We start from the raw sequence: 23,669 nt of genomic DNA, 5'->3' as shown, positions 1-23,669 counted from the left end.
GGCTTTATCGCGCACTCGTCTTATTTCTTCAGTCGCTGCAACTGTCAAGTCAGATAGCACCCGTCGGTGTTGCCTGTTGCCTCTGATGGCCATGATCGGTCGCCAGAGGCAGTATTTGCCACGTTGTCGAAACGCTTCCCCGTGTGGTAAATGGGGCCACCTCGATAGAGCAGGGGCCTGTTGGGAGAGTGAGTGTCTGGCTACAGGTCGTTGTGTGACCTAAATAACACATTTCATGACGACTGAGTCATCGACACTTTTCTCGCTTGTGACACACGTGATCTGATCGGGATCGCAATGCATTGCGCTTTGCTGCGTTGCTGGTTGTCCGAATCGGATCAAGGAGTAGTGGCTTGAAGTTCGCCCTCCCCCTAAGCAAGCTTCCTTCAATCCCCATGATTGCGGCATCGGTGATCGCCGCTACGATGCTGGCCGCCCCGGCGCAAGCCGCCTCAAGCAGCGCGCCGGCAGATGTGCAACAGCAGGTCGATCAGGTCATATCCGGGCACCCGGATGCCCGGCAGACCGGGCCAGGAACGGTCACCTTTAGCAACGGAGTCGTTCTGACAATCCCGGCTGCCGACACTACCGCCGGAGTCTGCGACTCCGGGTCTTACTGCTTCTTCCAATACACCAACTACGGGGGCCGCAAGCTTACCTTCAAGGACTGCAGCGCTACGGGCCTGTGGCAGTACCTCACCGACTACGGGTTCGGCAACATGACGTCCTCCTGGCAGAACTACTCCCCGAATACCGTGGTGGTCTACAACCAGGCCACGACGCCGCCGACCGCCCTGTGGACCGAAAACCCGAGCACGGAATCCACGAACGTCGGTACCGCGACCGATAACAAGGCCGACGCGTTCCAGACGTACTGCGGGTGACCGGGATGAGATTCACGCGGACCCGCACCGGTACGCTGGTGGCCGCCGTCGTCACCTGCCTCACGTTGACGCTGACGGCCTTCACCCCTAGCCCAGGGGTGGGTCGCTCGTCGAGAAACCTGCCACATGACGAAAAGAAGCTGTCGAAGGCGATGACAGAGGCCCGTGCGTCGGGTCCCCACTGCGTCGGCGGGCAGGGCAAGGACGGCAAGAAGATCAAACTGTGTCTTGAGGTTGTCGACCCGAGCCAGTTGCCGCCGTCATTCTCGCGGCCGCTACGTGCAGCCGCTGATCCGGTCCCTCCAGACCTGTGCTACGACAAGCCAGGTCAGGTGAACTACGACCGGTTCCACGCCTGCCAGCAGAGCGCTAGCAAGATTACCTTCACGAAGGAGGGCAATCCGGCACCGCAAGTCGGATGGCTGTGGTGGGGCGTCTGGGAGACCCTCCCCGCCAAGGGCGGCCGGTCGTGGAAGATGCAGTTCGGCGTCAAGCCATACAACCTTCCCCCCGACCTGGTCAACGCCGGGCTTCTTGGGACCGTAGGCACGCTGTGCACGCAGCATTGCGACGTATCCGATACTGAGATGAAGCCCCTCAGCAACGGTACCTACACCTACTATGACAGCCAAGATGTCAAGTCTTCCGGCAGCGACATCGCCTACTCCAATCCGGCGATCGTCCTCAAGCTCAGCACAGACGACGCCACCATTCTTTGGGATAAAGACACCGCCGAGCTCAACGACCCATTCGACATCCGCTGCGACAGCGAGTCCTACATCGGCAGCACCGGCGGATGCGTCCACTACATGGGACAGTCCGCCATCCCCATCTACTACATCAGCTATACCGGACCCTATGCTGGCGTCGCCGCGAACGATCTATACGGAGAAACAGTTGGTGACCCAGTCAACCACTACGGCAATATTCAATACGGCCACCCATTGACCCGTGAAGACCCTGGAGTGGCTGACGATCACCGTGACTCGATCTGTACCTCGAGCATTAAGAATAAGGCGTCCGCGCTAGGACTATCCTGCGACGAGTATCCATACGCATCGTCTGAGCAGGGTGGCAGCGGCAACCCACGATTCTCCTGTGCCTTCGTTCCTGGACCTGAGAACACGAATCAGGGGAGCGACCTGAACAGCCACTTCTATATCCCCAACCGGATCCTGCCTGCGCTTCACGAAACCACTTACATTCCTGGTGACGCTTTCTGGGTGTGGGTGACCGACGCGCCAGCAAGCCCTCCGGCGGTCAAGCAGTGCAAGACCTATTGATATAACCGGAGACCAGCCACAGGTGACATGCGACGCGGCCAGGACATCGATACCCTGGCCGCGTCCGTCCTGCCCTTCGGAAAGGATCAGCACGTGAGGACTCCCGGCAGGTCCTGGCCTGTGACTCTCACCGCATCCCAGGCCGACGACATTATCCTGGTCACCGCCGAAGAGGCCGTGGTAGAGGCCGAGCGGGGCGACCCTCGTAATGTCATCGACGACTGCACGACAATCACGGACGCCATCAGATCGCAACGCCGAGAGGGCGGCGGACAGGTGCAGGGCGCCTTGACCTCCAGGCAATGGGACGTCACCGTCGCGGCCCTCGACAGGCAAGCCCTCCGCGCCTTGCAGGCTGGTGAGGCGGACGTGGCCGACTCCTATGCCAAGGTCCGCGACACGGTGCTCGCACAAGTCGCAGAGCAGTTGCCCGTCCATGCCCGGCAGTCCGTCACCGCACGGCATGTGCTTCTTCGTGAAGAAGGTGCGTCCGCATATGTTGTTTTCCAGCCTTCACGGCGTGGGCGGTACACCTGGTCAGGAAGCACGTCGGCTCTCGACGACATCGGCACCCCGAGTCTCGGCACGACTCTCAACGGTAAAGTGGTCGTGGCCCAGGCGCGCGCCGGCAAGGTGAACATCGAGGCCCAGGTCCTGCCCCGAGCACCCAAGCCCGATCAGACGTCATGGGAATCGATCGGCGAGATCAGCAAGCAGTGGGCCAGCTACCCGTATCCCGAGCTGGTTCTAGCGGTGCCCGGCCAGGAGGGAACGGTACTCGGGGAACTGACGACCGAGGTGTGGCCCCACGTCACCTATCGCATGCGACTGAGTGTCAACGCCTCCGGCCATACTGCAGAGGATCACCTGCTTCAGATGTGGCCGGACCACGCAGCCCCGCCTGTCGTGTATAAGCCCACCGCGTAAGTCGACGCTTGGTGGATCGCTCACGCTGATGGCCGCGAACGTGGCCCATCTCCTTAAATGATCAAGTAGATAACCTTCGTTATCTGGCACGATCGCCCTATGGAAGGCGGGGCGATCTCGACGGGGCCGACCCGGCGCGAGGTGTTCGTTTCCAGTTACCTGGAAACTCGCCGAACGGCGCAAGGAGAGAGGCAGGGGTCGCCGGTCCTGAGTGAACACCTGGGCCTCGAGCATCCGCTCGCCCGGCACCTCGACGACTTCCTCACCGACCTGTCCAACGCTGGCGCCTCCGCGCCTACCGCGGCGACTTCATCGGCTTCGCCGCCCACATCGACGGCGAGCTCGGCCAGATGTCCGCCGGACCGGTCCGCGCCTACCCGGGCAAGATCCCGGTCGGCTGGATACAGCGAGGGTCTCAGAAACGTTCTGACTCTGAGACCCTCGGTGTTGCCGTATTACGGGCGTTGCGACTCGGTGACGACGGCGACCTCGACGCAGTTGCCGGACCCGCTGCCGGAGCGGCTGCTCTTACGCCAGTTGGTGGAGGACTGGGGCACGGTGTGCTACCTCATTCATTCTCGGCCAACCGCCTGAGCCAGGCGATCGACTCATCCGGCCCGAGCGCGGTTGCGGTCAGGAACTGGAAGACGTCTCGTCGTTCCTCGATCTCGGCGACGCCTTCTACGTAGGAGGAACCCGGCTGTGCCTCGCGGTAGACCAGGGTTGGATCATCCTTATAGTCCAGGATGACGAACGATCCGTTAAGACCTGCATGCGGCGCAATCTTCATCGGCATGACCTGAACGGTGACGTGCTCCAGCCGCTCCGTGTCGATCAGCCGCTGGAGCTGCTCGATCTTGGCCTGGCGTGGTCCGAAAGAGCGTTTCAGGGCGTTTTCGTCAATGACCGCCCATAGCTTCGGTGGGTTCTTGTCGGTGAGGATCTTCTGTCGCTCCATGCGGAGCTGGACGAGGTTCTCGATCTCGTGCTCGTCCTTGATGCGGGCGCGCTGAATCGCGCGGGCGTACTCCGGTGTCTGCAGCAGGCCGGGGATGATGGCGAGCTCGTAGGTACTGATCTTCATCGCCTCAGCCTCGAACTCGACGTAGTTGTCATCGAGCGGTCCATAGGCGGTCCACCATCCGCGCTCGCGTGCTTGTCGGGTCAGGTCGAACAGTGCATCGCGGATGGTTTGGTCGTGTACCCCGTAGGTCTCCAAGAGCACCCGGATGTCGGTGACGCGCGGCCGGACGGTCATGGCCCGCTCCAGCTTGTTCACCTTGCCGTTCGCCCATTCGAGCTTCCGGTTGACCTCGTCGGCGGTCATCCCTGCCGCCTCGCGAAGCTTGCGAAGCTCCCTGGCGAGTCGACGGCGGCGCACCGTCGGGCTGTGCCTGGCGTCGGCCATTGTGTCGTCCTCTTCCCGCTTCTCTCGGAGCGTCACTGATCGTAGAGCTTCCGACACAGAATCGGCGCTACTACACGAATGACTAATCGATCTTGACTAATAGCGCCAACCTCATTGTGAATTACCTAATAGGCAGAGCATAGTGAGGCGCAACGTGTTCTGGTGGCTACTGCACGTAGCAATCCTCCGCCTCCAGAGGAGACCTCCATGACGCGATGCGTGCCATCACCGCGACGACCGGGGCATATCGCCCAGGGCTACGTTTCAGGCTCAAACCGGATCGAAATCATGCCGATGTCTTCAGCCGTCGCTGACGCTTGCCGTGCAGTTCGCGATCGACTGGTCCAGGCCGATCCGGATTTCACCTACAACGTCCAATTGGTGGCTTCCGAACTCGCCACCAATGCCATTCGGCTTGTCCGGACGCAGGAAGCACCATCGCCCCGAGTCGATCCGGGTATCTGGCTCGCCCTCGAGGCGTGGGCCCGATGGACCCACCTGCGGGTCCGCGACGCCTACCCCAGTGTGCTGCCGACGAAGAGGCGGCCCGACCACACCGAGGTGAGCGGGCGAGGCGTCCTCATCAGCGAGTCCGTGGCCGATTACCTCTGGGTTGAGGTCTCCGACACGGACAAGGTCGTCCATGCCGTCCTCGCGATGCCTGGAGTGGTCCTGTCCAGAGACGACGTCGCGAGCTTCGGGCAATGAACGAGCAGCGCCCCGTCCCGGTGATCCCCGGCTTCACCGTCCAGGAGGATCCGCTCACCAGGGAGTGGGTCGCCGTCTCCGCGTCCGGCAAGTACAAGATCCGGGGCCGCTCCCAGTGGGAGTTGGAGAGCCGGCGCTGGGCCCTGTACACGCAGGTGCTGGCGGAGTTCCGTCAGGCCATCGCCGAGACCTGGCCCCATCTCAACGTGCCGGCCTCTTAGAACTCCGCACGGTCGTCCTCCCCCGAGACGGCCGTGCGGACCCCACGCCTCAGGGGCGGCGAGGGGGCCGCTCCTGAGGCTACTTCCCCTGCCCTGACTCCCTCCGCGGCCCGTGGAGGGCCACGACGAGGTCAGAGAGGAGGTGAGGTTCGTGAAGAAGACCGTGGGGCGCAAGGCCGTACGCCGTTGCGGTGGCTACACCGGTGAGGACGGCGAGGCCTGCGTCGAGATCACCGTCATCCGCAGGTAGTGAGTGACGGGGCGTCCCCCCGAGGCCAAGTCGGGGGGACGCTCCCACGATCCTAGGGACTGATCCGTGCACTTCCACGCGTACCTCTACCGAGGTCCCGGCGAAGCGATCAAACCGTTCGACGACGCCCGGAGACTCGGCACCCCACAGTTCCAGACCGCCGTCGTCCCACCCGAGGCCACGAGTGCCTGGCTCGGCAGACCCGCTCGGACGGTGCAAGGCACCTGGGAGGACCCGGCCGACGCGGTCACCTGGCTGGCCCAGCAGTACGCCGACATCTCCGACCTGCGCCTGCACATCGACCAGCAGCGCGCCGCCCCGCTCATGGGAACGATGACCGGCAACGCCCTGGACACGCTGAAGCGGGGTAACGACGTCGTCTGGGCCTGGTGGCTCCGGGGCGGGAATTTCATCGACCTGGCGGTGGTCTGCTGCCCGAACCGCGACGGCGACGTGCGCTGCCCACTGGGGCTCGCCGGCTGAGGCGTACCGAATGCTCGGCGACCGCGGTCCGAGAAGGGGGCGAAGCTCGCATATCGGCACCACGGGCGAGGCCTTTCCCGAGCATCCGGTACGGCCCCGCGCGATCACGCCAAGGAGGAAACGGGCGATCTCTATAGATCGCATGCCAGGGTCGCCCGTTGCTCTCACCGGCGTCTCACTGCCGAGGATTTCAGTCGCTCACACAACCAAATCCTCGGCAGAGACCGAGGGCGACCAGCAGCCCGGCCGGCGGGCGAGCCAGCGGATGACAGCGCCGCCATCAGGCTCTCGCCGGGCAGGCGGGGGAGCGCCGTACCGGAGACGTATCGAGCCGGGAACGCGAGAAGACGCCCCGTCATCCTCCGCAGAGGATGACGGGGCGTCGTCGTGTCGTTCCGGCCGGGCAGCGGGCACTCTGTCCTGCCGGAGGGGCACCCTTCCACGGCGACCGTGGAGGGGTGACCTCGCTCTGGTCAGGCGATGATGCGGAGCGGGTTCTCCAGCAGTTCGGCCAGCTCGCCGAGGAACTTGGCGCCGGTCGCGCCGTCGCAGGCGCGGTGGTCGACGGACAGCGTCAGCGTGAGCCGGTCGCGGGCGACGAACTCCCCGTCGTCGCCGACCACGACGTCCTTGCGGGTCGCGCCGACGGCGAGGATCCCCGCCTCCGGCGGGTTGATGACCGCGGTGAAGGAGTCGACGCCGAACATCCCGAGGTTGCTGACGGTGAACGTGCCGCCGGACATCTCCTGCGGGGTGAGGCGCTGCTCGCGCGCCCGCCCGGCCAGCTCGCGGGTCTCCGTGCCGATCTGCGACACGGTCTTACGGTCGGCGTCCCGGATCACCGGGACGACGAGGCCGTCCTCCAGCGCCACGGCGACGCCGACGTTCACCCGCTTGTGCACGAGGAGGTTGTCCTCGGTGAACGACACGTTCAGCACCGGGTTCGCCCGCAGAGCCGTCGCGCACGCCTTGACGATGAGGTCGTTGACGCTCACCTTTGCCGGGGCGAGCGACTCGTTCAGCGTCTTACGGAAGGCCAGCAGCGCGCCGACGTCGACGATCCGCGTCAGGTAGAAGTGCGGCGTCGTCTGCATGCTCTCGGTGAGCCGGCGGGCGGTGACCTTCCGGATCCGGCTGAGCGGCACCCGCTCGACGTCCGGGTCCTCGGTCGCGGCGGGAGCCGCGGTCGCCGCGGGCGCCGCGGCGACCGCCGGGGCCGGCGCGTTCTTGAGCGCGGCCTCGATGTCGGCGCGGACGATCCGGCCGCCGGGGCCGGAGCCGGTGAGCGTCGCCAGGTCGATGTCGTTCTCGCGCGCCAGCCTGCGCGCGAGCGGGGAGGACGGCGGCCGGGAGCGGGCGCCGTTCGACGCGGCGGCGGCGACGTCCTGCGCCGGAGCCGTGGCGGTCGCGGCGGGGGCCGGCGTGGCGGCGGTCTGCTGCGGCGCGCCCGCCTGGCCGTTCGCGGCGGCGGAGGCCTCCGGCGCGGCGGGGGCCTGCCGGGGCGCGGGCGCGGACTCGCCTTCGGCCAGCAGGACCGCGATCGGCGTGCCGATGCCCGCGGTCTGGCCCTCCGCGACCAGGATCTCGCCGAGGACGCCGTCCTCGTACGCCTCGTACTCCATGAGGGCCTTGTCGGTCTCGATGTCGACCAGGGCCTCCCCGGCGGTGACCTTGTCGCCGGGCTTCTTGTGCCACGCGCTGATGACGCCTTCCTCCATGGTGTCGGACAGGCGCGGCATGAGGATCTCGGGCATGAATCTTCCTAACGGCCGGTCGCGCGTACGGTGTCGCGGACGGCGGTGACGAGCGACTCGGCCGACGGCAGGGCGGCCAGTTCGAGCGGCTTGGAGTAGGGGAGCGGCACCTCGGCCATCGCGACCCGGCGCACCGGGGCGTCGAGCCAGTCGAACGCTCCCTCCTGGATCGTCGCGGCGATCTCGGCGCCGATGCCGTACGTGAGCCAGTCGTCCTCGGCGACGACGGCGCAGCCGGTGCGGCGGACGGACTCGACGACGGTCTCGCGGTCCAGCGGGCGCAGGCTGCGCAGGTCGACGATCTCGGCGTTGATGCCCTCGGTGGCCAGCTTCTCGGCCGCCTCGGCGGCGACGTGGGCCATCCGCGAGTAGGCGACGATCGTCACGTCGGTGCCCGACCGGGTGACGGCGGCCCGGCCGATCTCGGCGGGCTCCAGGTCGTCGGGCACCTCGCCGCGCGTGTTGTACAGCGCGAGGTTCTCCAGGAACAGCACCGGGTCGTCGTCGCGGATCGCGGCCCGCAGCATCGAGGAGGCCTCGGCGGGCGTGCTGGGCGCGAGGACCTTCAGACCCGGGATGAACGAGTAGAACAGCTCGACGTTCTGCGAGTGCGTGGCGCCGAGCTGCTGGCCGCCGCCACCGGGCGTGCGGATCACCATCGGCACGCTGCACTGCCCGCCGAACATGCCGTAGATCTTGGCGGCGTGGTTGACGATCTGGTCCAGCGCGAGCAGCGAGAAGTTGATCGTCATGATCTCGACGACGGGGCGCAGGCCGAGCATGGCCGCGCCGATCGCGGCGCCGACGAAGCCCTCCTCGGCGATCGGGGTGTCGCGGACGCGCTTGGGCCCGAACTCCTTGAGAAGCCCCTCAGTGATCTTGTACGAGCCCTCGAAGACGCCGATCTCCTCGCCCATGACGAAGACGTTCTCGTCGCGCAGCATCTCGTCGCGCAGGGTGTCCCGGAGGGCCTGGCGGTAGGTCATGGTCGCCATGTGAATCTCCTCAGAAGACCGGGTCGGCCGGCAGGCGGCGGGACTCGCCATGCACGGGCGTGGCGTAGGTGTAGTCGAAGAGCGTGGACACGTCCGGGTGCGGGCTGTCGTCGGCGAACGCGGCCGCGTCGTCGACCTCGGCCTTGACCTCGGCGTCCAGCTTCTCGCGCGCCTCCGCGTCCAGGACGCCGGCCTCCTCCAGTTCGAGCCCGAAGTGGGCGAGCGGGTCGGCGGCCTTGAGCGCGTCCTTCTCCTCCGCCGTGCGGTAGCGGGCCGGGTCGACGACCGAGTGGCCGCGCAGGCGCGGGCTCGTCGTCTCCAGCAGGAACGGCTTGTGCTCGGTCCGGGCCCGCTCGACCGCCGCCCGCGCGGCCTCCCGTACGGCGACGACGTCGGTGCCGTCGACGCGGGCGCCCTCCATGCGGTACGCCGCGGCCCGGCGGTACAGCTCCGGCTCGGCCGAGGAGTTCTCGACCGTGGTGCCCATGCCCAGGCCGTTGTTGACGACCACGAAGACGACCGGCAGGTCCCAGAGGGCGGCCATGTTCAGCGACTCGTGGAACGCGCCGATGTTGGTCGTGCCGTCGCCCATCTGGCACATGACGACCTCGTCGCCGCCCTTGTAGGACACGGCGAGCGCCGCGCCCGTGGCAAGGGGGAGCTGGCCGCCGACGATGCCGTACCCGCCGAGCAGTCGCGACTCCAGGTCGAACATGTGCATCGAGCCGCCCCAGCCCTTGGAGACGCCCGTGCTCCGGCCGTACAGCTCGGCCATGACCCGGCGGGCGTCGATGCCGCGGGCGAGGGCGTAGCCGTGCTCCCGGTAGTTCGTGAACAGGTAGTCACGAGGCTCCAGCGCGGCCATCAGCCCGGTGACCGTCGCCTCCTCACCGAGATTCAGGTGGCAGTAGCCACCGATCTTGGCCTCGGTGTAGGCCCGGGCGGCGCGCTCTTCGAACCTGCGGATCAGCAGCATCTGCCGGTAGTACGCGACCAGCGTCTCCGGCTCGGGCTGTGCCGCGCGGGTCTTGGCCCGTCGTGCCGGGGTCCTCGTCTTGGTGTCACCCATCGAGGTCTTCCCTTCGTGTCCGGGCGCCTCGATGGGGTTCCCATGAGTCGCGCCCATACAATCAGGAGGCGATTATCTATGATCGATCATAGATCAGCGATAAGAAGGGTTTTACCACGTAGGGGGCGGCTACCATTGAGTAACATGAACGCGTCTGCCCCGCTGGTGCGCACCGGCCTCGGCGACCAGATCCGCCAGGTCCTGATCGACGGCATCACCTCGGGTCGCTGGGCCCCCGGCGAGCGTATCGTCGAACGCCGCATCGCGGCCGAGCTCGGCGTCAGTCAGGCACCCGTCCGGGAGGCGCTCCGCCATCTCGAGGCGCTCCGCCTGATCGAGACGCTGCCCAACCGGGGCGCGAGAGTGCGCGATTTCACAGACGAGGACCTCGCGGAGGTCTTCCCGGTCCGCGCGGGCCTGGAGGAGACCGCCGCCGACCTCGCCGTGCGCCGGATGGCCGGCCGGGTCGAGGCGCTCGAGGCCCACATCGCGCGCCTGGCCGCCGCCACCGACCGGGACGAGGAGATGCGGCACAGCATCGCGTTCCACCGCGAGATCGTCGAGGCGTCCGGCAACCGCCTGCTGCGGTCGGTGTGGCAGTCGCTGGGCATCGAGGTGTGGACGGCCCTGTCCCTGCGGCGCCGGGGCACCGAGCTGTGCGGCAAGGCCGCCGAGCACACCCACATCACCGAGGCGTTCCGCCGGTGCGACCCCGCCGTCGGCCGCATGGTCCACGCCCACGTGATGAGCTACGCCCCCTGACGCGAGAGGCCGGGTCGCCGACACCGGAAGCCGCATATCCCCGAGAACACCCGCGCCTACCTGTGCGGCCCGGTGCCCTTCATGCGCTCGATCCGGTCCCAGCTCCTGGACCTCGGTGTTCCGGCGGATCGCATCCACTACGAGGTGTTCGGCCCGGACCTGGGGCCCGCGACCGCCGCCTGACCGCGTCGCCGCCGGGACCGCCGGTGCATGCCGACTCCAAAATCGATGCCAAAACCGCACCGCGCCCGGTGACGCGGTGCGGTGCGGGGGGACGCATCCGGGGGGCGGGAGGGCGCGATGAGGACGGTTGCCGGACCGACGGACAAGGTGATCGTCGTCGGCGCGGGGCTGGGCGGCCTGGCCTGTGCGATCCATCTGGTCGCGGCCGGGCGCGATGTCACCGTGCTGGAGCGGACGAGCGCGCCGGGCGGACGCTGCGGTGAACGCCGGGACGGCGACTTCCGGTTCGACACGGGGCCGACCGTGTTGACGATGCCCGAACTGCTGGACCGTACGATGGCGGCGGTCGGGGAGCGGTCGGCCGACTGGGTTGACCTCGTGCGGCTGGACCCGGCCTACCGGGCGCACTTCCCGGACGGGTCGACCCTCGACGTGCGGGCCGCCACGACGGACACCGCCGCCGAGATCGGACGGCTGTGCGGCCTCCGGGAGGCCGACGGGTTCCTCAGGTTCGTCGACTACGCGAGCCGGCTCTACGACATCTGCTGGGACGCCTTCATCGACCGCAACCTCGACGGCCCGCTCGACCTCGCCGGCCCGAGCCTGGCGCGCCTCACCGCCTCCGGCGGGTTCGGCCGGTTGTCCCGGCGCATCGGCACCTTCTTCGCCGATCCGCGCACCCGGCGGGTGTTCTCCTTCCAGGCGCTCTACGCCGGAGTACCGCCGCACCGGGCCCGTGCCCTGTACGCGCTGATCTCCTATCTGGACACCGTGGCCGGCGTCTACTATCCGCGCGGCGGCATGCACGCCGTCGCCCGGGCGCTCGCCGACGTGGCCGCCAAGCACGGTGTCGACATCCGCTATGACCACGAGGTCGCCGGCGTCGACCTGGTCCAGGGCCGGGCCCGCGCGGTATGCCTGGCCGACGGTACCCGGCTGCCCGCCGACGTGGTGGTCCTCAACCCGGACCTTCCGGTGGCCGCCGCCGAGTTGCTGGGGCGGCCACTGCGCAGACGGCTGCGATACTCGCCGTCCTGCGTCCTGCTGCACCTCGGCGTCGCCGCCGGCTACCCGCACCTCGCCCACCACAACATTCATTTCGGCCGGCGATGGCGTACGACGTTCGACGAGATCACCCGGCACGGCCGTACGATGAGCGACCCGTCGCTGCTGGTGTGCAACCCGAGCATCACCGAGCCGGCCATGGCACCGCCCGGAGCGCGGGGCCTCTACGTCCTGGCCCCGGCGCCCAACCTCACCGCCGGCATCGACTGGCGCCGCACCGGACCACGCTATGTCGAGCACCTGATCGACACGTTGGAGCGACGCGGCTACCGCGGCCTGTCGGGAGCGACCACGGTGCGCAACGTCGTCCTGCCGTCCGACTGGGCGGCGGCGGGAATGGCGGCCGGCACCCCGTTCGCGCTGGCGCACACGGTCGGTCAGACGGGGCCATGGCGCCCCGCGAACCTCGCGCCGCGGCTGGAGAACGTGGTGTTCGTCGGTTCGGGAACGCAGCCGGGGGTCGGCGTGCCCATGGTGCTGGTGTCCGGCCGGTTGGCCGCCGAACGCGTCACCGGGCCCGTCCCGCGCGGCTAGCGGTGTCCGGGGACCGGAGCGCTTGTCGGGGGTCCCGCCTAACATCGGGTCCATGGGGCGCCCTAATGATGACGTCGCGGCTCTGTTCCAGGAGTTCGCCGACCTGCTGTCGATCACCGGTGAGGCGGCGTACAAGGTGCGCGCCTACGAGAAGGCCGCGCGGGCCATCGGCGGCCACCCCGACGACGTCACGGCGCTCGACCTGAAGGGGCTGCGCACGATTCCGAACGTCGGCGAGGCGATCGCCAAGAAGATCCTCGACTACCAGCAGACCGGCACGATCCGGCAGCTCGAGGCGCTGCGCGAGCGCATCCCCGCCGGGGTGCGAGCCCTCACCGCCATCCCGACCCTCGGGCCGAAGAAGGCGATGGTGCTCTACGAGGAGCTCGGGATCTCCTCTGTCGAGCAACTCGCCGAGGCGATCCCGGCCGGCCGGCTGACCGGGCTGAAGGGCTTCGGCGCCAAGACCGAGGAGAACATCCTCCACGGCATCGAGCTGCTGCGGACCCAGGGGGAGCGGGCGCTCATCGACGTCGCCACCGAGCTCGCCGCGGAGATCGTCGCCGAGCTGTCGCCGCTCGCCGGCCGGTGCGCGGTCGCCGGGTCGCTGCGGCGGTGCCGCGAGACCATCGGCGACATCGACATCCTCGCCACCGCCGACGACTCCGGTCCGCTCATGGCGGCGTTCACCTCGCTGCCGCTCGTCACCGAGGTGATCGGCAGCGGCGAGACGAAGACCTCCGTCCGTACGGTCAAGGGGATCCAGGTCGACCTGCGGGTCGTGCCGCCGGAGTCCTGGGGCGCCGCGCTGCAGTACTTCACCGGGTCCAAGGCGCACAACGTCCGCACCCGCGAGATCGCCGTACGGGCCGGGCTGAAGCTCTCGGAGTACGGCCTGTTCTCGGTCGAGACCGGCGAGCTCATCGTCTCCGCCACCGAGGAGGACGTCTACGCCCGGCTCGGGCTCCCGTGGATCCCGCCGCCCCTGCGCGAGGACGAGGGCGAGATCGAGGCGGCCCTTCGCGGGGAGCTGCCCCGCCTCGTCGAGCTCACCGACCTGCGCGGTGACCTGCACACCCACACCGACCTGACCGACGGCGTCGCCTCGCTGGAGGACATGGTCGCCGCCGCGGCCGCGCGCGGCAACGAGTACTACGCGATCACCGACCACGCGCCGAACCTCTTCATGCAGCGCATGACGGACGAGAAGATGCTCGCCCAGCGCGAGGCCGTCCACGCCCTGCAGGAGCGGTACCCGGACATGGCGCTGCTGCACGGCACCGAGCTGAACATCGACCCCGATGGCGAGGTGGACTGGCCGGCCGAGTTCCTCGCGGGCTTCGACGTGTGCGTCGCGTCCGTGCACTCCCACTTCACCCAGGACCGGGCGGCGATGACCCGCCGGCTCGTCCGCGCGGTCGAGAACCCGCACGTGCACATCATCGGTCACCCCACCGCCCGCAGCATCGGCCGCCGCGCCTCCGTCGACGCCGACTGGGAGGCCGTGTTCGCAGCGTGCGCGCGATCCCGGACGATCCTGGAGATCGACGCCTTCCCCGACCGGCTCGACCTGCCCGCCGACCTGATCCGGCACGCCCGGCGGCACGGCGTGAAGTTCGCGATCGACAGCGACGCGCACGCCCCGGGACACTTCGACAACCTCCGGTACGCCGTCGGCACCGCCCAGCGTGGCTGGCTCACCCCGGACGACGTCGTCAACACCTGGCCGCTCGACCGCCTGCGCGCCTACCTCCGAGGCGACTGAACCCCGAGCGCACCGGCGATGGTGTGGCACCTTCACGTCAGGTGAATGCGGAGTACACGCGGCCGACACCTTCGCTCAAGCCGGAGAGAACCCCCGCCCCTCTACGATCGGCCCGCGACCGCAGCGCGTTGAGCCACCGTTCAGGTGCCATTGCGGTGACGCTCAGTTCGAACGCCTTCGGGGAGGCCACGGTTGAGTTTGCTGGGCTGGCCGCTGCTCGTCCTGTCGATCCTGCTGGCACTGGCCGCGCCGGTCGGCTGCGTGCTGCTGTGGGGACGAGCGCGGGGCACGACCGTCCTGCCGATCAGGGCGGCGCTCATCCTGGTCTGCCAGGTCACGGCGGTCCTCCTGGCCGGCGTCGGCCTCAACGACCACTTCCAGTTCTTCGCGTCCTGGAACGACCTGCTCGGCCAGAACGGCGCGGACGCGCCCATCCAGCAGCAGAACGGCGGATCGCAGCCACTCGCCCGCGGGCTCTCCAAGCGGCTGCGCAACGACTTCCGGCCCGACCGATCCGATCGGGCGCTCTCGGCCGACCTGGTCGGCGCCAAGTCGGGTATCCGCAGCAAGATCTGGGTGTGGCTGCCACCGCAGTACCACCGGCACCCGCAGCAGCGGTTCCCGGTCGTCGAGCTGTTCCCCGGCTTCCCCGGAACCCCGATCACCTGGTTCCACACGATGCAGGGGCCGAAGAAGCTGCAGGAGGCGATGAAGCAGGGCGCCGCTCAGCCCTACATCCTCGTCGCGCCCACCATCACCGTCGTGCCGGGCCGCGACACCGAGTGCACCGACGTGCCGGGCGGCCCCAAGGTCGCCACGTGGCTCACCGACGACGTCCGGCGCATCGTCACCGAGAACTTTCGCGCCCTGCCCGGTCGTGACGCCTGGGGGACGATGGGCTACTCGACGGGCGGCTACTGCGCCGCGAAGCTCGCCACGGAGCACTCCCATCTGTTCCGGGCGGGGGTCAGCCTCTCCGGTTACTTCACCGCCTACAGCCCGGCGCTGGCCAGGCTCCCGGGCGCCGACGTCCCCGCGCTGCTGCGGACCAGGCGCCCGGCCGTGGACCTGCTGCTGACCGCGAGCAAGCAGGACCCGGGCACCACGACGGCGGTGAACTCCATGGTCCAGGCGGCCCGCGCGCCCTCGATCGTCTACACGTACGTCGTGCCGCGCGGCGGCCACAACACCGGCGTCTGGACGGCCATGCTCCCCAAGTGCTTCCAGTGGCTCACCACCAAGCTCACCCACGCGGCCTGACCACCGAGCGGCGGCCGGCCGGACCGAACGCTCGGCGAAGAGCCCGCAGCAGCCGGACGTTCCGCCCGGAACCGGGCGCGAACCCACGATCGCCGAGCGCTGTGCGCGCCCAGGAGCGGGCGGCGGATCAGCCGCCGAGGGAGGCGGCCGGGGCGGTGTCGCGGGTCGCCGCTGCGGGCTCGGCGGCCGAGGGCGCCGGCATGCCGCCACGGTCGCGGAGGGCGAACAGGACCCGGAGGGTGGCGATCCACACCAGGGCCGCGCCCAGCACGTGGGCGACGACGAGTGCGCCGGGGACGTTGGTGAAGTACTGCACGTAGCCGATGACGCCCTGCGCCAGCTCCACCACCAGGAGCTCCACCGCGCGCCGCTGGACGTGCTTCGGGGCGTTGGTCAGCCGCAGGCCCAGCAGCAGTGCGAAGGTCAGCCCGACCGTGGCCCAGACGATGTCCGCGTGGAGCTGGGCGACCTGCTCGATCTGGAAGTCATAGCGCCGGGCCTTGGGATCCCCGGCGTGCGGCCCGGTGCCGGTCACGACGGTGCCCGCCACGAGGAGCAGGAAGACCACGCCGGTCAGGGCGCGGCCCAGCCAGACCAGCTCCTGCCGGACGAGGGGCCGGGCGCGTTCGTCGCCCTCGCTCGCACGCACCCACAGCACCACGGCCGCCGCGAGGATGGCCGGCGACAGCAGGAAGTGCACGGTCACCGAGACCGGGTGCAGGTCGGTGAGCACGACGATCCCGCCGACGATCGCCTGCGCGACCACGCTGAGGGGCTGGATCGCGGCCAGCCGCACCAGGTCCCCGCGCCGGGGGCGCAGCCGCAGCGCAGCGACGAAGACCGCCAGGCCGAGCGCGAGCACCAGGAAGGTCAGCATCCGGTTGCCGAACTCGATCGCCATGTTGACGGCCGAGTGCTGCGGGGTGTGCGTCGGCACCAGGCTGGTGCCGGTGCACTTCGGCCAGGTGGGGCAGCCGAGGCCCGAGCCGCTGACGCGCACGGCCGCGCCCGTCGCCATGATCAGGGCGTTGCCCGCGACGCTCGCGAGGGCCAGCCCGCGCAGGGAGGCGGGCGTGGGACGCCACACGAGATCACGGAGCCGGGCCAGCGGGTTGTCGGATCGCACGCCCTTCATCGTACGAGCGCCCCGCCATGCCCGGGATCCGGGTCCGTCACTCGACGAGCGAGGCGACGTCGAAGGTGAAGGGGAACGGCTCGTCGGTCTTCAGCGCAGATTCTTGATCGGCGGAACCGGTGACGTGATATCTCCCGTCCGCGCCGAGCCTGCGGACCAGAACGCGCGGCTCCGGCTCCAGGTCGACCAGCCAGTACTGCGGGATCCCGGCTCGCGCGTACTCGAAGACCTTGTCCACCCGATCGTGCTGTTCGCTGCCGCTGCGCGGGGAGACGATCTCCACGACCAGGAGCACGTCAGCGGCGTCGTACGCCCGAGCGCGGCGTGCGCGTGCCGCGCGAGCCGCCTCGCCCTCGACCACCACGATGTCCGGAACACGGATCGACGGTCCGGTGTCGATGTCGAGCGGCCCTTTGATGTACACGTCGGTCGCCGCGTCGGTCGCCGCGTCCTCCAGCGCCCGTTCCAGCCTCTTCGCCGCGTGATCATGGAAGGTGCTCGGCCAGGGGGCCACGATGATCCATCCGTTCACGAGCTCACGACGCACGCCCTCATCAGGCAGCGCGTCCAGGTCATCGACGGTGTACGGGCCGTACGGCCAGTCCGGAACGGCGATCATCGGAGTCCTCGGTAGAGATGTCGTGGCCATGTCGGGCATGGCATGACCCCTCTCCAGTCTGTCAGGTCACCGGCCGAACGCCACAGCGCTGCCGCGTATACGAAGAGTACATGAATGACCCCCTATGGTGACCACTCGACCGCAGGTCGCGGTCAGACCGGTCGGATGAGCGGTCAGGCCTCGGGGGCTTCGGGTGGGGAGTCCTGGAAGCGGGTGGCGCCGACGCAGGCGGCGATGACGCAGCCGATCGCCAGCCACTCGCGCCACACCAGGACCTCGCCGAGGAAGACGAGGCCGACCAGGGCGGCGACCGCGGGCTCGACGCTCATGAGGATGCCGAACACGCGGGCCGGCATGCGCCGCAACGCCTCGAGCTCCAGGCTGTAGGGGATGACCGACGACAGCAGTCCGACGCCGAGCCCGATCAGCAGGATCTTCGGGTCGAGCAGCGTCGAACCGCCGGTGGCGATCCCGACGGGCATGATGGCGATCGCGCCGACGACGCTCGCGATGGCCAGGCCGGTGGACCCGGAGAACCGCTTGCCCGTCGCGCCGCTCAGCACGATGTACGCCGCCCAGCCCACCGCCGCGAGCAGGCCGAACGCCACCCCGGCCAGCGAGACGTCGCCGCTGCCGTGGGCGAGCATCGCCACTCCGCCCAGCGCCAGGACCGCCCACACCAGGTCCAGCCTGCGCCGGGACGCGACGATGGCCACGGTGAGGGGTCCCAGGAACTCGATCGTCACCGCGACGCCGAGCGGAATGCGGGCCATCGCCTGGTAGAAGCTGAAGTTCATCCCGGCGAGGGTGAGGCCGAACAGCACGGCGACCCCCATGTCGCGCCAGGAGTGCAGGCGCCGCAGGTCGCGCAGCGCGGAGCGGGCCATCACCGAGAGCACGATGGCCGAGGTGGCCAGGCGCAGCATCACGATGGCGTCCGGCGAGATCTGGCCGAAGAGGTTCTTGGCGAGGCCCGCGCCGACCTGCACCGAGACGATGCCCAGCAGGATCAGCGCGGGCGGCGGGACCGAGCCGAGGGACAGCCGGAGACCGGTCGGCCGGGACCGGACCGACCCGGCTCCGTCATACGAGCCGGGGGCGTCGGCGAGCGCCATGCGTCACTCCCAGGAGAAGAACCGTGCGGCGAGAGCGAGGCCGAGCACCGCCCACACGGCGAGGATCACCAGATCGCGGGCGGGGAGCCCGGCACCGTGCTGCAGCACCTGGCGCAGCCCGTCGGCGAGCGCGGAGATCGGTAGCAGTTCGAGGACCGACCGTACGCCCCCGGAGAATCTTGTCAACGGGAATATGACGCCGCCGAGGGCCAGCAGGAGGATGTAGACGAGGTTGGCGGCGGCCAGGGTCGCCTCGGCGCGCAGGGTGCCCGCCATCAGCAGCCCGAACCCGCTGAACGCCGCCGTTCCCAGGAGCAGCAGGAGGATCACGGTCGCCGGATTCCCGTGCGGGCTCCAGCCGAGCGCGACCGCCACGACGCAGATCACCAGCGCCTGCAGGACCTCGACGGCCAGCACGGTGAGCGTCTTGGCGATGATCAGCCCGGACCGGGGGAGCGGTGTCGCGCCGAGGCGCTTGAGCACGCCGTACCGGCGCTCGAACCCGGTGCCGATGGCCTGCCCGGTGAACGCCGTGGACATCACGGCCAGCGCCAGCACGCCCGGCGTGAGGAAGTCGACACGCCGTCCCGCGCCCAGGTCGAGCAGCGGCGCGCTGCTGAACAAGAGCAGCAGCGCGACGGGGATGATCAGAATCAGCAGCAGCTGCTCGCCGTTGCGCAGCAGTGTGCGCAGTTCGTACGCCGTCTGCGCCCGGACCATTTGGGACCTCGGCGCCGCACCGGGCGAGGGGGTGAAGGTCAGGTCCGTCACGAGCGGAGCTCCCGTCCGGTCAGTTCGAGGAAGACGTCTTCGAGGGTCCGGCGTTCGATCCGCAGGTCCTCGGTCATGATGCCGTTGGAGGCGCACCAGGCGGTCACGGTGGCCAGCAGCTCGGGGACGAGGTCGCCCTCGATGACGTAGTGGCCGGCCGGGGACTCCTTGGCGATCGTCGCGGGCGGCAGCGCGGACAGCAGCTCGTCCAGGCCGAGCCCGGGACGGGCGCGGAAGCGCAGCTGGCGTTCGGCGCCGGTCAGCGAGGACGGCGGGCCCGAGGCGATGACCCGGCCGTGGTCGACGATGACGACCTCGTCGGCGAGCCGTTCGGCCTCGTCCATGTGGTGGGTGGTGAGGATGACCGCGACGCCGGCGGCCTTCAGGTCCTCGACGAGCTCCCAAGTCGCGTGGCGGGCCTGCGGGTCGAGGCCGGCGGTCGGTTCGTCGAGGAACACCAGCTCGGGGCGGCCGACCACCGCGGCGGCGAGGGCCAGCCGCTGCTGCTGGCCGCCGGACAGGCGGCGGTACGAGGTCCGGGCCGAGGAGGTCAGCCCGAGACGGTCGAGCAGCGCGGCGGGGTCCAGGGGAGTGGCGTAGAAGCTCGCGATCAGGCGCAGGAACTCGGCGGCGCGGGCGTTCGTCGGCACACCCCCCGACTGCAGCATCACGCCGATGCGCGTCTTGAGCCCGGGGTCCCGGGGATCGCGGCCGAGCACGCGCACGCTGCCGGAGTCCGCGCGCCGGTAGCCCTCGCAGATCTCGACGGTGGTCGTCTTGCCCGCTCCGTTCGGCCCGAGCAGGGCCGTGACCTCGCCGTATCGGGCGCCGAAGGAGAGGCCGTCGGCCGCGGCCGTCATGCCGTAGCGTTTGACCAGGTCATTGACTGCGACGGCGAGGGGCTCCATGGACCCGAGTCTAGGAGGAACCGCCCGCGAGGGAGGCGGGCACCCCTGACCATCGATCTGAATATTGATTCAGTCGAGCGCATGGCGATACAGTCTTGCCCATGTCTCTGGGAGGTCACATGCTGCGCGGCCGGAGCTTCTGCAAGGAGCTCGACTTCACCGCCGAGGAGTTCCGTTCGCTCGTCGACCTGGCCGGCGAGCTGAAGGCGGCCCGGCGGGCGGGCACCGAGCGGCCCCGTCTGACCGGCCGCAACATCGCGCTGATCTTCGAGAAGACGTCCACCCGCACGCGCAGCGCGTTCGAGGTGGCGGCGCACGATCAGGGCGCGCACGTGACGTACCTCGACCCGGCCGGCTCGCAGATCGGGCACAAGGAGTCGGTGAAGGACACCGCGCGGGTGCTGGGCCGGATGTTCGACGGCATCCAGTACCGCGGCCGGCGTCAGAAGGACGTCGAGACCCTCGCCGCGTACGCCGGGGTCCCGGTCTGGAACGGTCTCACCGACGAGTGGCACCCGACGCAGAGCCTGTGCGACGCGTTCACCATGGCGGAGTCCGCGGCCAAGCCGATCGAGGAGATCGCCTTCGCCTACCTTGGCGACGCGCGCAACAACATGGGCAACTCCCTTCTCATCATGGGGGCGCTGCTCGGCATGGACGTCCGCCTTGTCGCGCCCGACGGCCTGCTGCCGTCCGCCGACGTGCGGGCGGCCGCCCGTGACCTGGCCGAGCGCAGCGGGGCCCGGATCACGCTGACGGACGACGTCGGCGAGGGCGTCCGCGGCGCCGACTTCCTGCACACGGACGTGTGGGTGTCGATGGGCGAGCCCAAGGAGGTCTGGGCCGAGCGCATCGCGTTGCTCACGCCGTACCAGGTCAACGCCAAGGTGCTCGCCGCGACGGGGAACCCGTCGGTGCGGTTCATGCACTGCCTGCCGGCCTTCCATGACCGGGCGACGACGGTCGGCGAGGAGATCTACGCGCAGTTCGGCCTGGAGGAACTGGAGGTCACCGACGAGGTCTTCGAGTCGGAGGCGTCGATCGTGTTCGACCAGGCCGAGAACCGCCTGCACACCATCAAGGCCGTCCTCGTGGCCACCCTCGCCGAGGCAGGTTAATCAGGGATTTATATAAGCAACTGATATTGTCCGTGGCGCACAGCATCACGCCGACCGCCGCGCAGCGGCTCCAGGGGACCCCGATGAGCCACGAGACCACTGACCTCCGCCCCGCCGGACCGCGCCCGTTCCCGCTGGAACCGGCACCGATCCACGTGCCCGACGACGTGCTCGCCGACCTCCGGTACCGTCTCGAGCTGACGCGCTGGCCGCTCGACGCGGGCAACGAGGACCGGTACTACGGCGTGGACCGCGCCTACCTGCAGGAGCTCGTCGACTACTGGCGCACCGGCTTCGACTGGCGCCGGGCCGAGGCCGCGATCAACGCCTATGAGCACTACCGCGTCGAGGTCGAGGGCGTCCCGGTGCACTTCATGCGCCGGCCCGGCGTCGGCCCGGACCCGACGCCGCTGATCCTCACGCACGGCTGGCCCTGGACGTTCTGGCACTGGTCGAAGGTGGTCGACCCCCTCGCCGACCCCGGCGCGTACGGCGGCGACCCGGCCGAGGCGTTCGACGTCATCGTCCCCTCGTTCCCCGGGTTCGGCTTCTCCGGCCCGCTGCCGGACCACCCGGACATGAACTTCTGGAAGGTCGCCGACCTCTGGCACGTCCTCATGACCCGGGTCCTCGGCCACGACCGGTACGCCGCCGGGGGCTGCGACGTCGGGGCAATGGTCACCGGCCAGCTCGGGCACAAGTACGCGGCCGAGTTGTACGGCATCCACATCGGCTCCGGCCAGAAGCTCACGCTGTTCAACGGCGACCGGGGCTGGGACCTCAGCGGCGGCCGCCCCATCCCCGACGGCCTGCCCGCCGACGTCCGCGCGCAACTCGTCGCGTTCGAGAAGCGTTTCGCCGTCCACCTCGCCGCGCACGTCCTCGCCCCGAGCACGCTCGCGTACGGGCTGTCGGACTCACCCGCCGGAATGCTCGCCTGGATCCTCGAACGCTGGATGACCTGGAGCGACAACGGCGGCGACATCGAGACCGTCTTCTCCAAGGACGACCTGCTCACCCACGCCATGATCTTCTGGGTGACGAACTCGATCGGCACGTCGATCCGCACCTACGCCAACAACAACCGCTACCCGTGGACCCCGTCCCACGACCGGCAACCGCCCATCGAGGCGCCCACCGGCATCACCTTCGTCGGCTACGAGAACCCGCCCGGCGTGAGCACCGACCGCCGGGTCGAGCACTTCGTGAACAGCGATCGCGGCCCCTGGTACAACCACGTCAACCTCACCGCCCACGATCACGGCGGTCACTTCATCCCCTGGGAGCTCCCCGGCGAGTGGGTCGACGACCTGCGGCGTACGTTCCGGGACCGCCGCTAGACGCCGCCCCGGCCTGACGCTCTTCACCGTCGCCTCGGCGGCCTGCGGGCTGGCGCCGACCGCGGGCGCCCTGGTCGTGGCCCGGCTGGTCCAGCGCGCCGCGGCCGCCGTCCTCGTCCCGTCCTCGCTGGCGCTGCTGCAGGCGGCGCACCCCGACCCCCGGGCGCAGGCCCGCGCCGTCGGCGTGTGGGGCGGGGTGGCGGGGATCGCGGCCGCCTTCGGCCCGGTGGTCGGCGGGGTGCTGACCGACGCGGCGAGCTGGCGCCTGGTCTTCTTCGTCAACGTGCCGATCGGCGTGGCCGCCCTGCTGCTCACCGTCCGGTACGTCGTACGCCCCGAGGGGCACGGGCGGCGGGGCCTCGACCGGCGCAGGCCGCGGCGGTGGCCGCGCTGGGCCTGCTGACGTTCGCGCTGATCCAGGCGCGTACCCGCGGCTGGGTCTCGCCCATCGTGCTCGGCGGCCTGGCGGTCGCGGCGCTGTCCGCCGCGGCGTTCGTGGCGGTGGAGCGCCGTTCGGCCGACCCGATGCTGCCGCTCGGCCTCTTCCGGAGCTCGGCGTTCTCCGGAGGGCCTGCTGATCAACCTCGGCTTCTACGGCCAGCTGTTCGTCGTCAGCCTGTTCTTCCAGGACGTACGGCGGATGAGCCCGACGCTGGCCGGCCTGGCGCTGGCGCCCGAGGGCATCCTGGTGTCGCTGGCCTCGTTCCTGTCCGGGCGGATGACGGGCCGGTCCGGCACCCGGCCGACCATGCTGATCGGCCTGGTCACGGGGGCGGCCGGACTGTTCGCGCTGATGGCCGTCGGCCGTGGCACGCCGTACGTCCTGCTCATGGTCCCGCTGATGGCGGCGGGCTTCGGGATGGCGTTCACGATGCCGGCCGCCACGACCACCGTCGTCGGGGCCGCGCCGCCGGAGCGGGCCGGCGTCGCCTCCGGGGCGGTCAACGCGGCCCGGCAGGTGGGGAGCACGGTCGGCGTCGCGCTGCTCGGCACGCTCGGGGCCGGGGGTCGCCTGGCCGCGCCGATGGCGGGCGCGGGCGCGGCGTTCCTCGCCGGGGCCCTCGTCGTGGCGATCTTCGTACGGAGCCGTCCGCGCAGGTGAGGCAAGGCAC

At 69.5% G+C, this 23,669-nt stretch carries 24 protein-coding genes and 1 pseudogene; 15 read left to right on the top strand and 10 right to left on the bottom strand.

Annotated elements, in window-relative coordinates:
- The first annotated feature begins 353 nt into the window (after positions 1-353).
- From AB0L00_RS16655 to AB0L00_RS16645, 3 genes are all read left to right on the top strand, one after another.
- Positions 354-884, top strand: coding sequence for a peptidase inhibitor family I36 protein (locus AB0L00_RS16655; RefSeq protein WP_364434258.1), 531 nt, complete (start codon positions 354-356; stop codon positions 882-884).
- A 5-nt stretch (positions 885-889) separates the two neighbouring features.
- Positions 890-2,167, top strand: coding sequence for a NucA/NucB deoxyribonuclease domain-containing protein (locus tag AB0L00_RS16650; protein WP_364434254.1), 1,278 nt, complete (start codon positions 890-892; stop codon positions 2,165-2,167).
- 120 nt (positions 2,168-2,287) lie between these two features.
- The gene (locus AB0L00_RS16645; RefSeq protein WP_364434252.1) at positions 2,288-3,094 is read left to right on the top strand and encodes a hypothetical protein; all 807 of its coding nucleotides are present in this window, start codon (positions 2,288-2,290) and stop codon (positions 3,092-3,094) included.
- Between the two features lie 455 nt (positions 3,095-3,549).
- Here the strand turns inward: AB0L00_RS16645 and AB0L00_RS16640 are convergent, their stop codons facing one another.
- Together AB0L00_RS16640 and AB0L00_RS16635 are read right to left on the bottom strand one after the other, a co-directional pair.
- Positions 3,550-3,651, bottom strand: a complete 102-nt coding sequence (locus tag AB0L00_RS16640; protein WP_364401750.1) for a DUF397 domain-containing protein — start codon at positions 3,649-3,651, stop codon at positions 3,550-3,552.
- 11 nt (positions 3,652-3,662) lie between these two features.
- Positions 3,663-4,502 carry a helix-turn-helix transcriptional regulator gene (locus tag AB0L00_RS16635; protein WP_364434249.1) on the bottom strand — a complete coding sequence of 280 codons (840 nt, stop codon included), beginning with the start codon at positions 4,500-4,502 and terminating at the stop codon, positions 3,663-3,665.
- A 207-nt stretch (positions 4,503-4,709) separates the two neighbouring features.
- Here AB0L00_RS16635 and AB0L00_RS16630 point away from each other — a divergent pair, with 207 nt between their 5' ends.
- The 3 genes from AB0L00_RS16630 (at position 4,710) to AB0L00_RS16620 (ending at position 6,164) form a co-directional block, all read left to right on the top strand.
- Positions 4,710-5,210, top strand: coding sequence for an ATP-binding protein (locus AB0L00_RS16630; RefSeq protein WP_364434247.1), 501 nt, complete (start codon positions 4,710-4,712; stop codon positions 5,208-5,210).
- A complete protein-coding gene (locus AB0L00_RS16625) occupies positions 5,207-5,431 on the top strand; it encodes a hypothetical protein (protein ID WP_364434244.1) in 225 nt (74 codons plus the stop codon). The genes AB0L00_RS16630 and AB0L00_RS16625 overlap by 4 nt, the downstream gene beginning before the upstream one ends.
- A gap of 316 nt (positions 5,432-5,747) precedes the next feature.
- A complete protein-coding gene (locus AB0L00_RS16620) occupies positions 5,748-6,164 on the top strand; it encodes a hypothetical protein (RefSeq protein ID WP_364434241.1) in 417 nt (138 codons plus the stop codon).
- Between the two features lie 473 nt (positions 6,165-6,637).
- Here AB0L00_RS16620 and AB0L00_RS16615 read toward each other — a convergent pair whose 3' ends face one another.
- Genes AB0L00_RS16615 through pdhA form a run of 3 tightly spaced genes read right to left on the bottom strand, consistent with a single transcriptional unit; the run spans position 6,638 to position 9,982 of the window.
- Positions 6,638-7,918, bottom strand: a complete 1,281-nt coding sequence (locus tag AB0L00_RS16615) for a dihydrolipoamide acetyltransferase family protein (protein WP_364434239.1) — start codon at positions 7,916-7,918, stop codon at positions 6,638-6,640.
- 8 nt (positions 7,919-7,926) lie between these two features.
- The gene (locus AB0L00_RS16610) at positions 7,927-8,913 is read right to left on the bottom strand and encodes an alpha-ketoacid dehydrogenase subunit beta (RefSeq protein WP_364434236.1); all 987 of its coding nucleotides are present in this window, start codon (positions 8,911-8,913) and stop codon (positions 7,927-7,929) included.
- 10 nt (positions 8,914-8,923) lie between these two features.
- A complete protein-coding gene (gene pdhA, locus AB0L00_RS16605; RefSeq protein ID WP_364434233.1) occupies positions 8,924-9,982 on the bottom strand; it encodes a pyruvate dehydrogenase (acetyl-transferring) E1 component subunit alpha in 1,059 nt (352 codons plus the stop codon).
- Positions 9,983-10,126: 144 nt separating this feature from the next.
- Between pdhA and AB0L00_RS16600 the strand changes: the two genes are divergently transcribed.
- The 5 genes and pseudogenes from AB0L00_RS16600 to AB0L00_RS16580 all read left to right on the top strand — a co-directional run bounded on the left by AB0L00_RS16600 (position 10,127) and on the right by AB0L00_RS16580 (position 15,551).
- Positions 10,127-10,744: a GntR family transcriptional regulator gene (locus AB0L00_RS16600; protein WP_345347191.1), complete on the top strand. Its 618-nt coding sequence runs from the start codon at positions 10,127-10,129 to the stop codon at positions 10,742-10,744.
- Between the two features lie 54 nt (positions 10,745-10,798).
- Positions 10,799-10,927, top strand: a pseudogene (locus tag AB0L00_RS16595) (hemin transporter); the annotation flags it as partial.
- 117 nt (positions 10,928-11,044) lie between these two features.
- The gene (gene crtI, locus AB0L00_RS16590; protein ID WP_364434229.1) at positions 11,045-12,526 is read left to right on the top strand and encodes a phytoene desaturase family protein; all 1,482 of its coding nucleotides are present in this window, start codon (positions 11,045-11,047) and stop codon (positions 12,524-12,526) included.
- Between the two features lie 52 nt (positions 12,527-12,578).
- On the top strand, positions 12,579-14,291 hold the full coding sequence (gene polX, locus AB0L00_RS16585; RefSeq protein WP_364434226.1) for a DNA polymerase/3'-5' exonuclease PolX: 1,713 nt from the start codon (positions 12,579-12,581) through the stop codon (positions 14,289-14,291).
- Positions 14,292-14,483: 192 nt separating this feature from the next.
- Complete coding sequence (locus AB0L00_RS16580; RefSeq protein ID WP_364434223.1) at positions 14,484-15,551, top strand: alpha/beta hydrolase-fold protein; 1,068 nt, start codon at positions 14,484-14,486, stop codon at positions 15,549-15,551.
- A gap of 127 nt (positions 15,552-15,678) precedes the next feature.
- Here the strand turns inward: AB0L00_RS16580 and AB0L00_RS16575 are convergent, their stop codons facing one another.
- The 5 genes from AB0L00_RS16575 to AB0L00_RS16555 all read right to left on the bottom strand — a co-directional run bounded on the left by AB0L00_RS16575 (position 15,679) and on the right by AB0L00_RS16555 (position 20,099).
- Positions 15,679-16,686, bottom strand: coding sequence for a COX15/CtaA family protein (locus tag AB0L00_RS16575; RefSeq protein ID WP_364434220.1), 1,008 nt, complete (start codon positions 16,684-16,686; stop codon positions 15,679-15,681).
- 37 nt (positions 16,687-16,723) lie between these two features.
- The gene (locus AB0L00_RS16570; protein ID WP_364434217.1) at positions 16,724-17,305 is read right to left on the bottom strand and encodes a Uma2 family endonuclease; all 582 of its coding nucleotides are present in this window, start codon (positions 17,303-17,305) and stop codon (positions 16,724-16,726) included.
- 173 nt (positions 17,306-17,478) lie between these two features.
- On the bottom strand, positions 17,479-18,420 hold the full coding sequence (locus AB0L00_RS16565; RefSeq protein WP_364434214.1) for an EamA family transporter: 942 nt from the start codon (positions 18,418-18,420) through the stop codon (positions 17,479-17,481).
- Between the two features lie 3 nt (positions 18,421-18,423).
- Positions 18,424-19,140, bottom strand: a complete 717-nt coding sequence (locus tag AB0L00_RS16560) for an ABC transporter permease (RefSeq protein WP_364434475.1) — start codon at positions 19,138-19,140, stop codon at positions 18,424-18,426.
- 47 nt (positions 19,141-19,187) lie between these two features.
- Positions 19,188-20,099, bottom strand: a complete 912-nt coding sequence (locus AB0L00_RS16555; RefSeq protein ID WP_364434211.1) for an ABC transporter ATP-binding protein — start codon at positions 20,097-20,099, stop codon at positions 19,188-19,190.
- A 119-nt stretch (positions 20,100-20,218) separates the two neighbouring features.
- Here AB0L00_RS16555 and argF point away from each other — a divergent pair, with 119 nt between their 5' ends.
- The 4 genes from argF to AB0L00_RS16535 all read left to right on the top strand — a co-directional run bounded on the left by argF (position 20,219) and on the right by AB0L00_RS16535 (position 23,659).
- Positions 20,219-21,217 (top strand): ornithine carbamoyltransferase, encoded by a 999-nt coding sequence (gene argF / locus AB0L00_RS16550; protein WP_364434472.1) that lies wholly within the window; start codon positions 20,219-20,221, stop codon positions 21,215-21,217.
- A gap of 32 nt (positions 21,218-21,249) precedes the next feature.
- Positions 21,250-22,557 (top strand): epoxide hydrolase, encoded by a 1,308-nt coding sequence (locus AB0L00_RS16545; protein WP_364434208.1) that lies wholly within the window; start codon positions 21,250-21,252, stop codon positions 22,555-22,557.
- Positions 22,475-22,960, top strand: coding sequence for an MFS transporter (locus AB0L00_RS16540; protein WP_364434469.1), 486 nt, complete (start codon positions 22,475-22,477; stop codon positions 22,958-22,960). The genes AB0L00_RS16545 and AB0L00_RS16540 overlap by 83 nt, the downstream gene beginning before the upstream one ends.
- 168 nt (positions 22,961-23,128) lie before the next feature.
- Positions 23,129-23,659, top strand: a complete 531-nt coding sequence (locus tag AB0L00_RS16535) for an MFS transporter (RefSeq protein WP_364434466.1) — start codon at positions 23,129-23,131, stop codon at positions 23,657-23,659.
- The last annotated feature ends 10 nt before the right edge of the window (positions 23,660-23,669 follow it).

Origin of the sequence: Actinoallomurus sp. NPDC052308, from assembly GCF_040679195.1 — a bacterium.
In the GTDB taxonomy this organism is placed as follows: domain Bacteria; phylum Actinomycetota; class Actinomycetes; order Streptosporangiales; family Streptosporangiaceae; genus Actinoallomurus; species Actinoallomurus liliacearum.
Note: the sequence above shows the minus strand (reverse complement) of the source record. Positions and strands in the feature narration are given on the sequence as shown.

Bases quoted from the DNA above. Each gene is read 5' to 3' on its own strand.
- AB0L00_RS16625 (WP_364434244.1), top strand. From the start codon at position 5,207: ATGAACGAGCAGCGCCCCGTCCCGGTGATCCCCGGCTTCACCGTCCAG.
- AB0L00_RS16635 (WP_364434249.1), bottom strand. From the start codon at position 4,502: ATGGCCGACGCCAGGCACAGCCCGACGGTGCGCCGCCGTCGACTCGCC.
- AB0L00_RS16565 (WP_364434214.1), bottom strand. From the start codon at position 18,420: ATGGCGCTCGCCGACGCCCCCGGCTCGTATGACGGAGCCGGGTCGGTC.
- AB0L00_RS16600 (WP_345347191.1), top strand. From the start codon at position 10,127: ATGAACGCGTCTGCCCCGCTGGTGCGCACCGGCCTCGGCGACCAGATC.
- crtI (WP_364434229.1), top strand. From the start codon at position 11,045: ATGAGGACGGTTGCCGGACCGACGGACAAGGTGATCGTCGTCGGCGCG.
- AB0L00_RS16615 (WP_364434239.1), bottom strand. From the start codon at position 7,918: ATGCCCGAGATCCTCATGCCGCGCCTGTCCGACACCATGGAGGAAGGC.
- AB0L00_RS16560 (WP_364434475.1), bottom strand. From the start codon at position 19,140: ATGGTCCGGGCGCAGACGGCGTACGAACTGCGCACACTGCTGCGCAAC.
- AB0L00_RS16610 (WP_364434236.1), bottom strand. From the start codon at position 8,913: ATGGCGACCATGACCTACCGCCAGGCCCTCCGGGACACCCTGCGCGAC.
- argF (WP_364434472.1), top strand. From the start codon at position 20,219: ATGCTGCGCGGCCGGAGCTTCTGCAAGGAGCTCGACTTCACCGCCGAG.
- AB0L00_RS16575 (WP_364434220.1), bottom strand. From the start codon at position 16,686: ATGAAGGGCGTGCGATCCGACAACCCGCTGGCCCGGCTCCGTGATCTC.
- pdhA (WP_364434233.1), bottom strand. From the start codon at position 9,982: ATGGGTGACACCAAGACGAGGACCCCGGCACGACGGGCCAAGACCCGC.
- polX (WP_364434226.1), top strand. From the start codon at position 12,579: ATGGGGCGCCCTAATGATGACGTCGCGGCTCTGTTCCAGGAGTTCGCC.
- AB0L00_RS16630 (WP_364434247.1), top strand. From the start codon at position 4,710: ATGACGCGATGCGTGCCATCACCGCGACGACCGGGGCATATCGCCCAG.
- AB0L00_RS16650 (WP_364434254.1), top strand. From the start codon at position 890: ATGAGATTCACGCGGACCCGCACCGGTACGCTGGTGGCCGCCGTCGTC.
- AB0L00_RS16555 (WP_364434211.1), bottom strand. From the start codon at position 20,099: ATGGAGCCCCTCGCCGTCGCAGTCAATGACCTGGTCAAACGCTACGGC.
- AB0L00_RS16570 (WP_364434217.1), bottom strand. From the start codon at position 17,305: ATGATCGCCGTTCCGGACTGGCCGTACGGCCCGTACACCGTCGATGAC.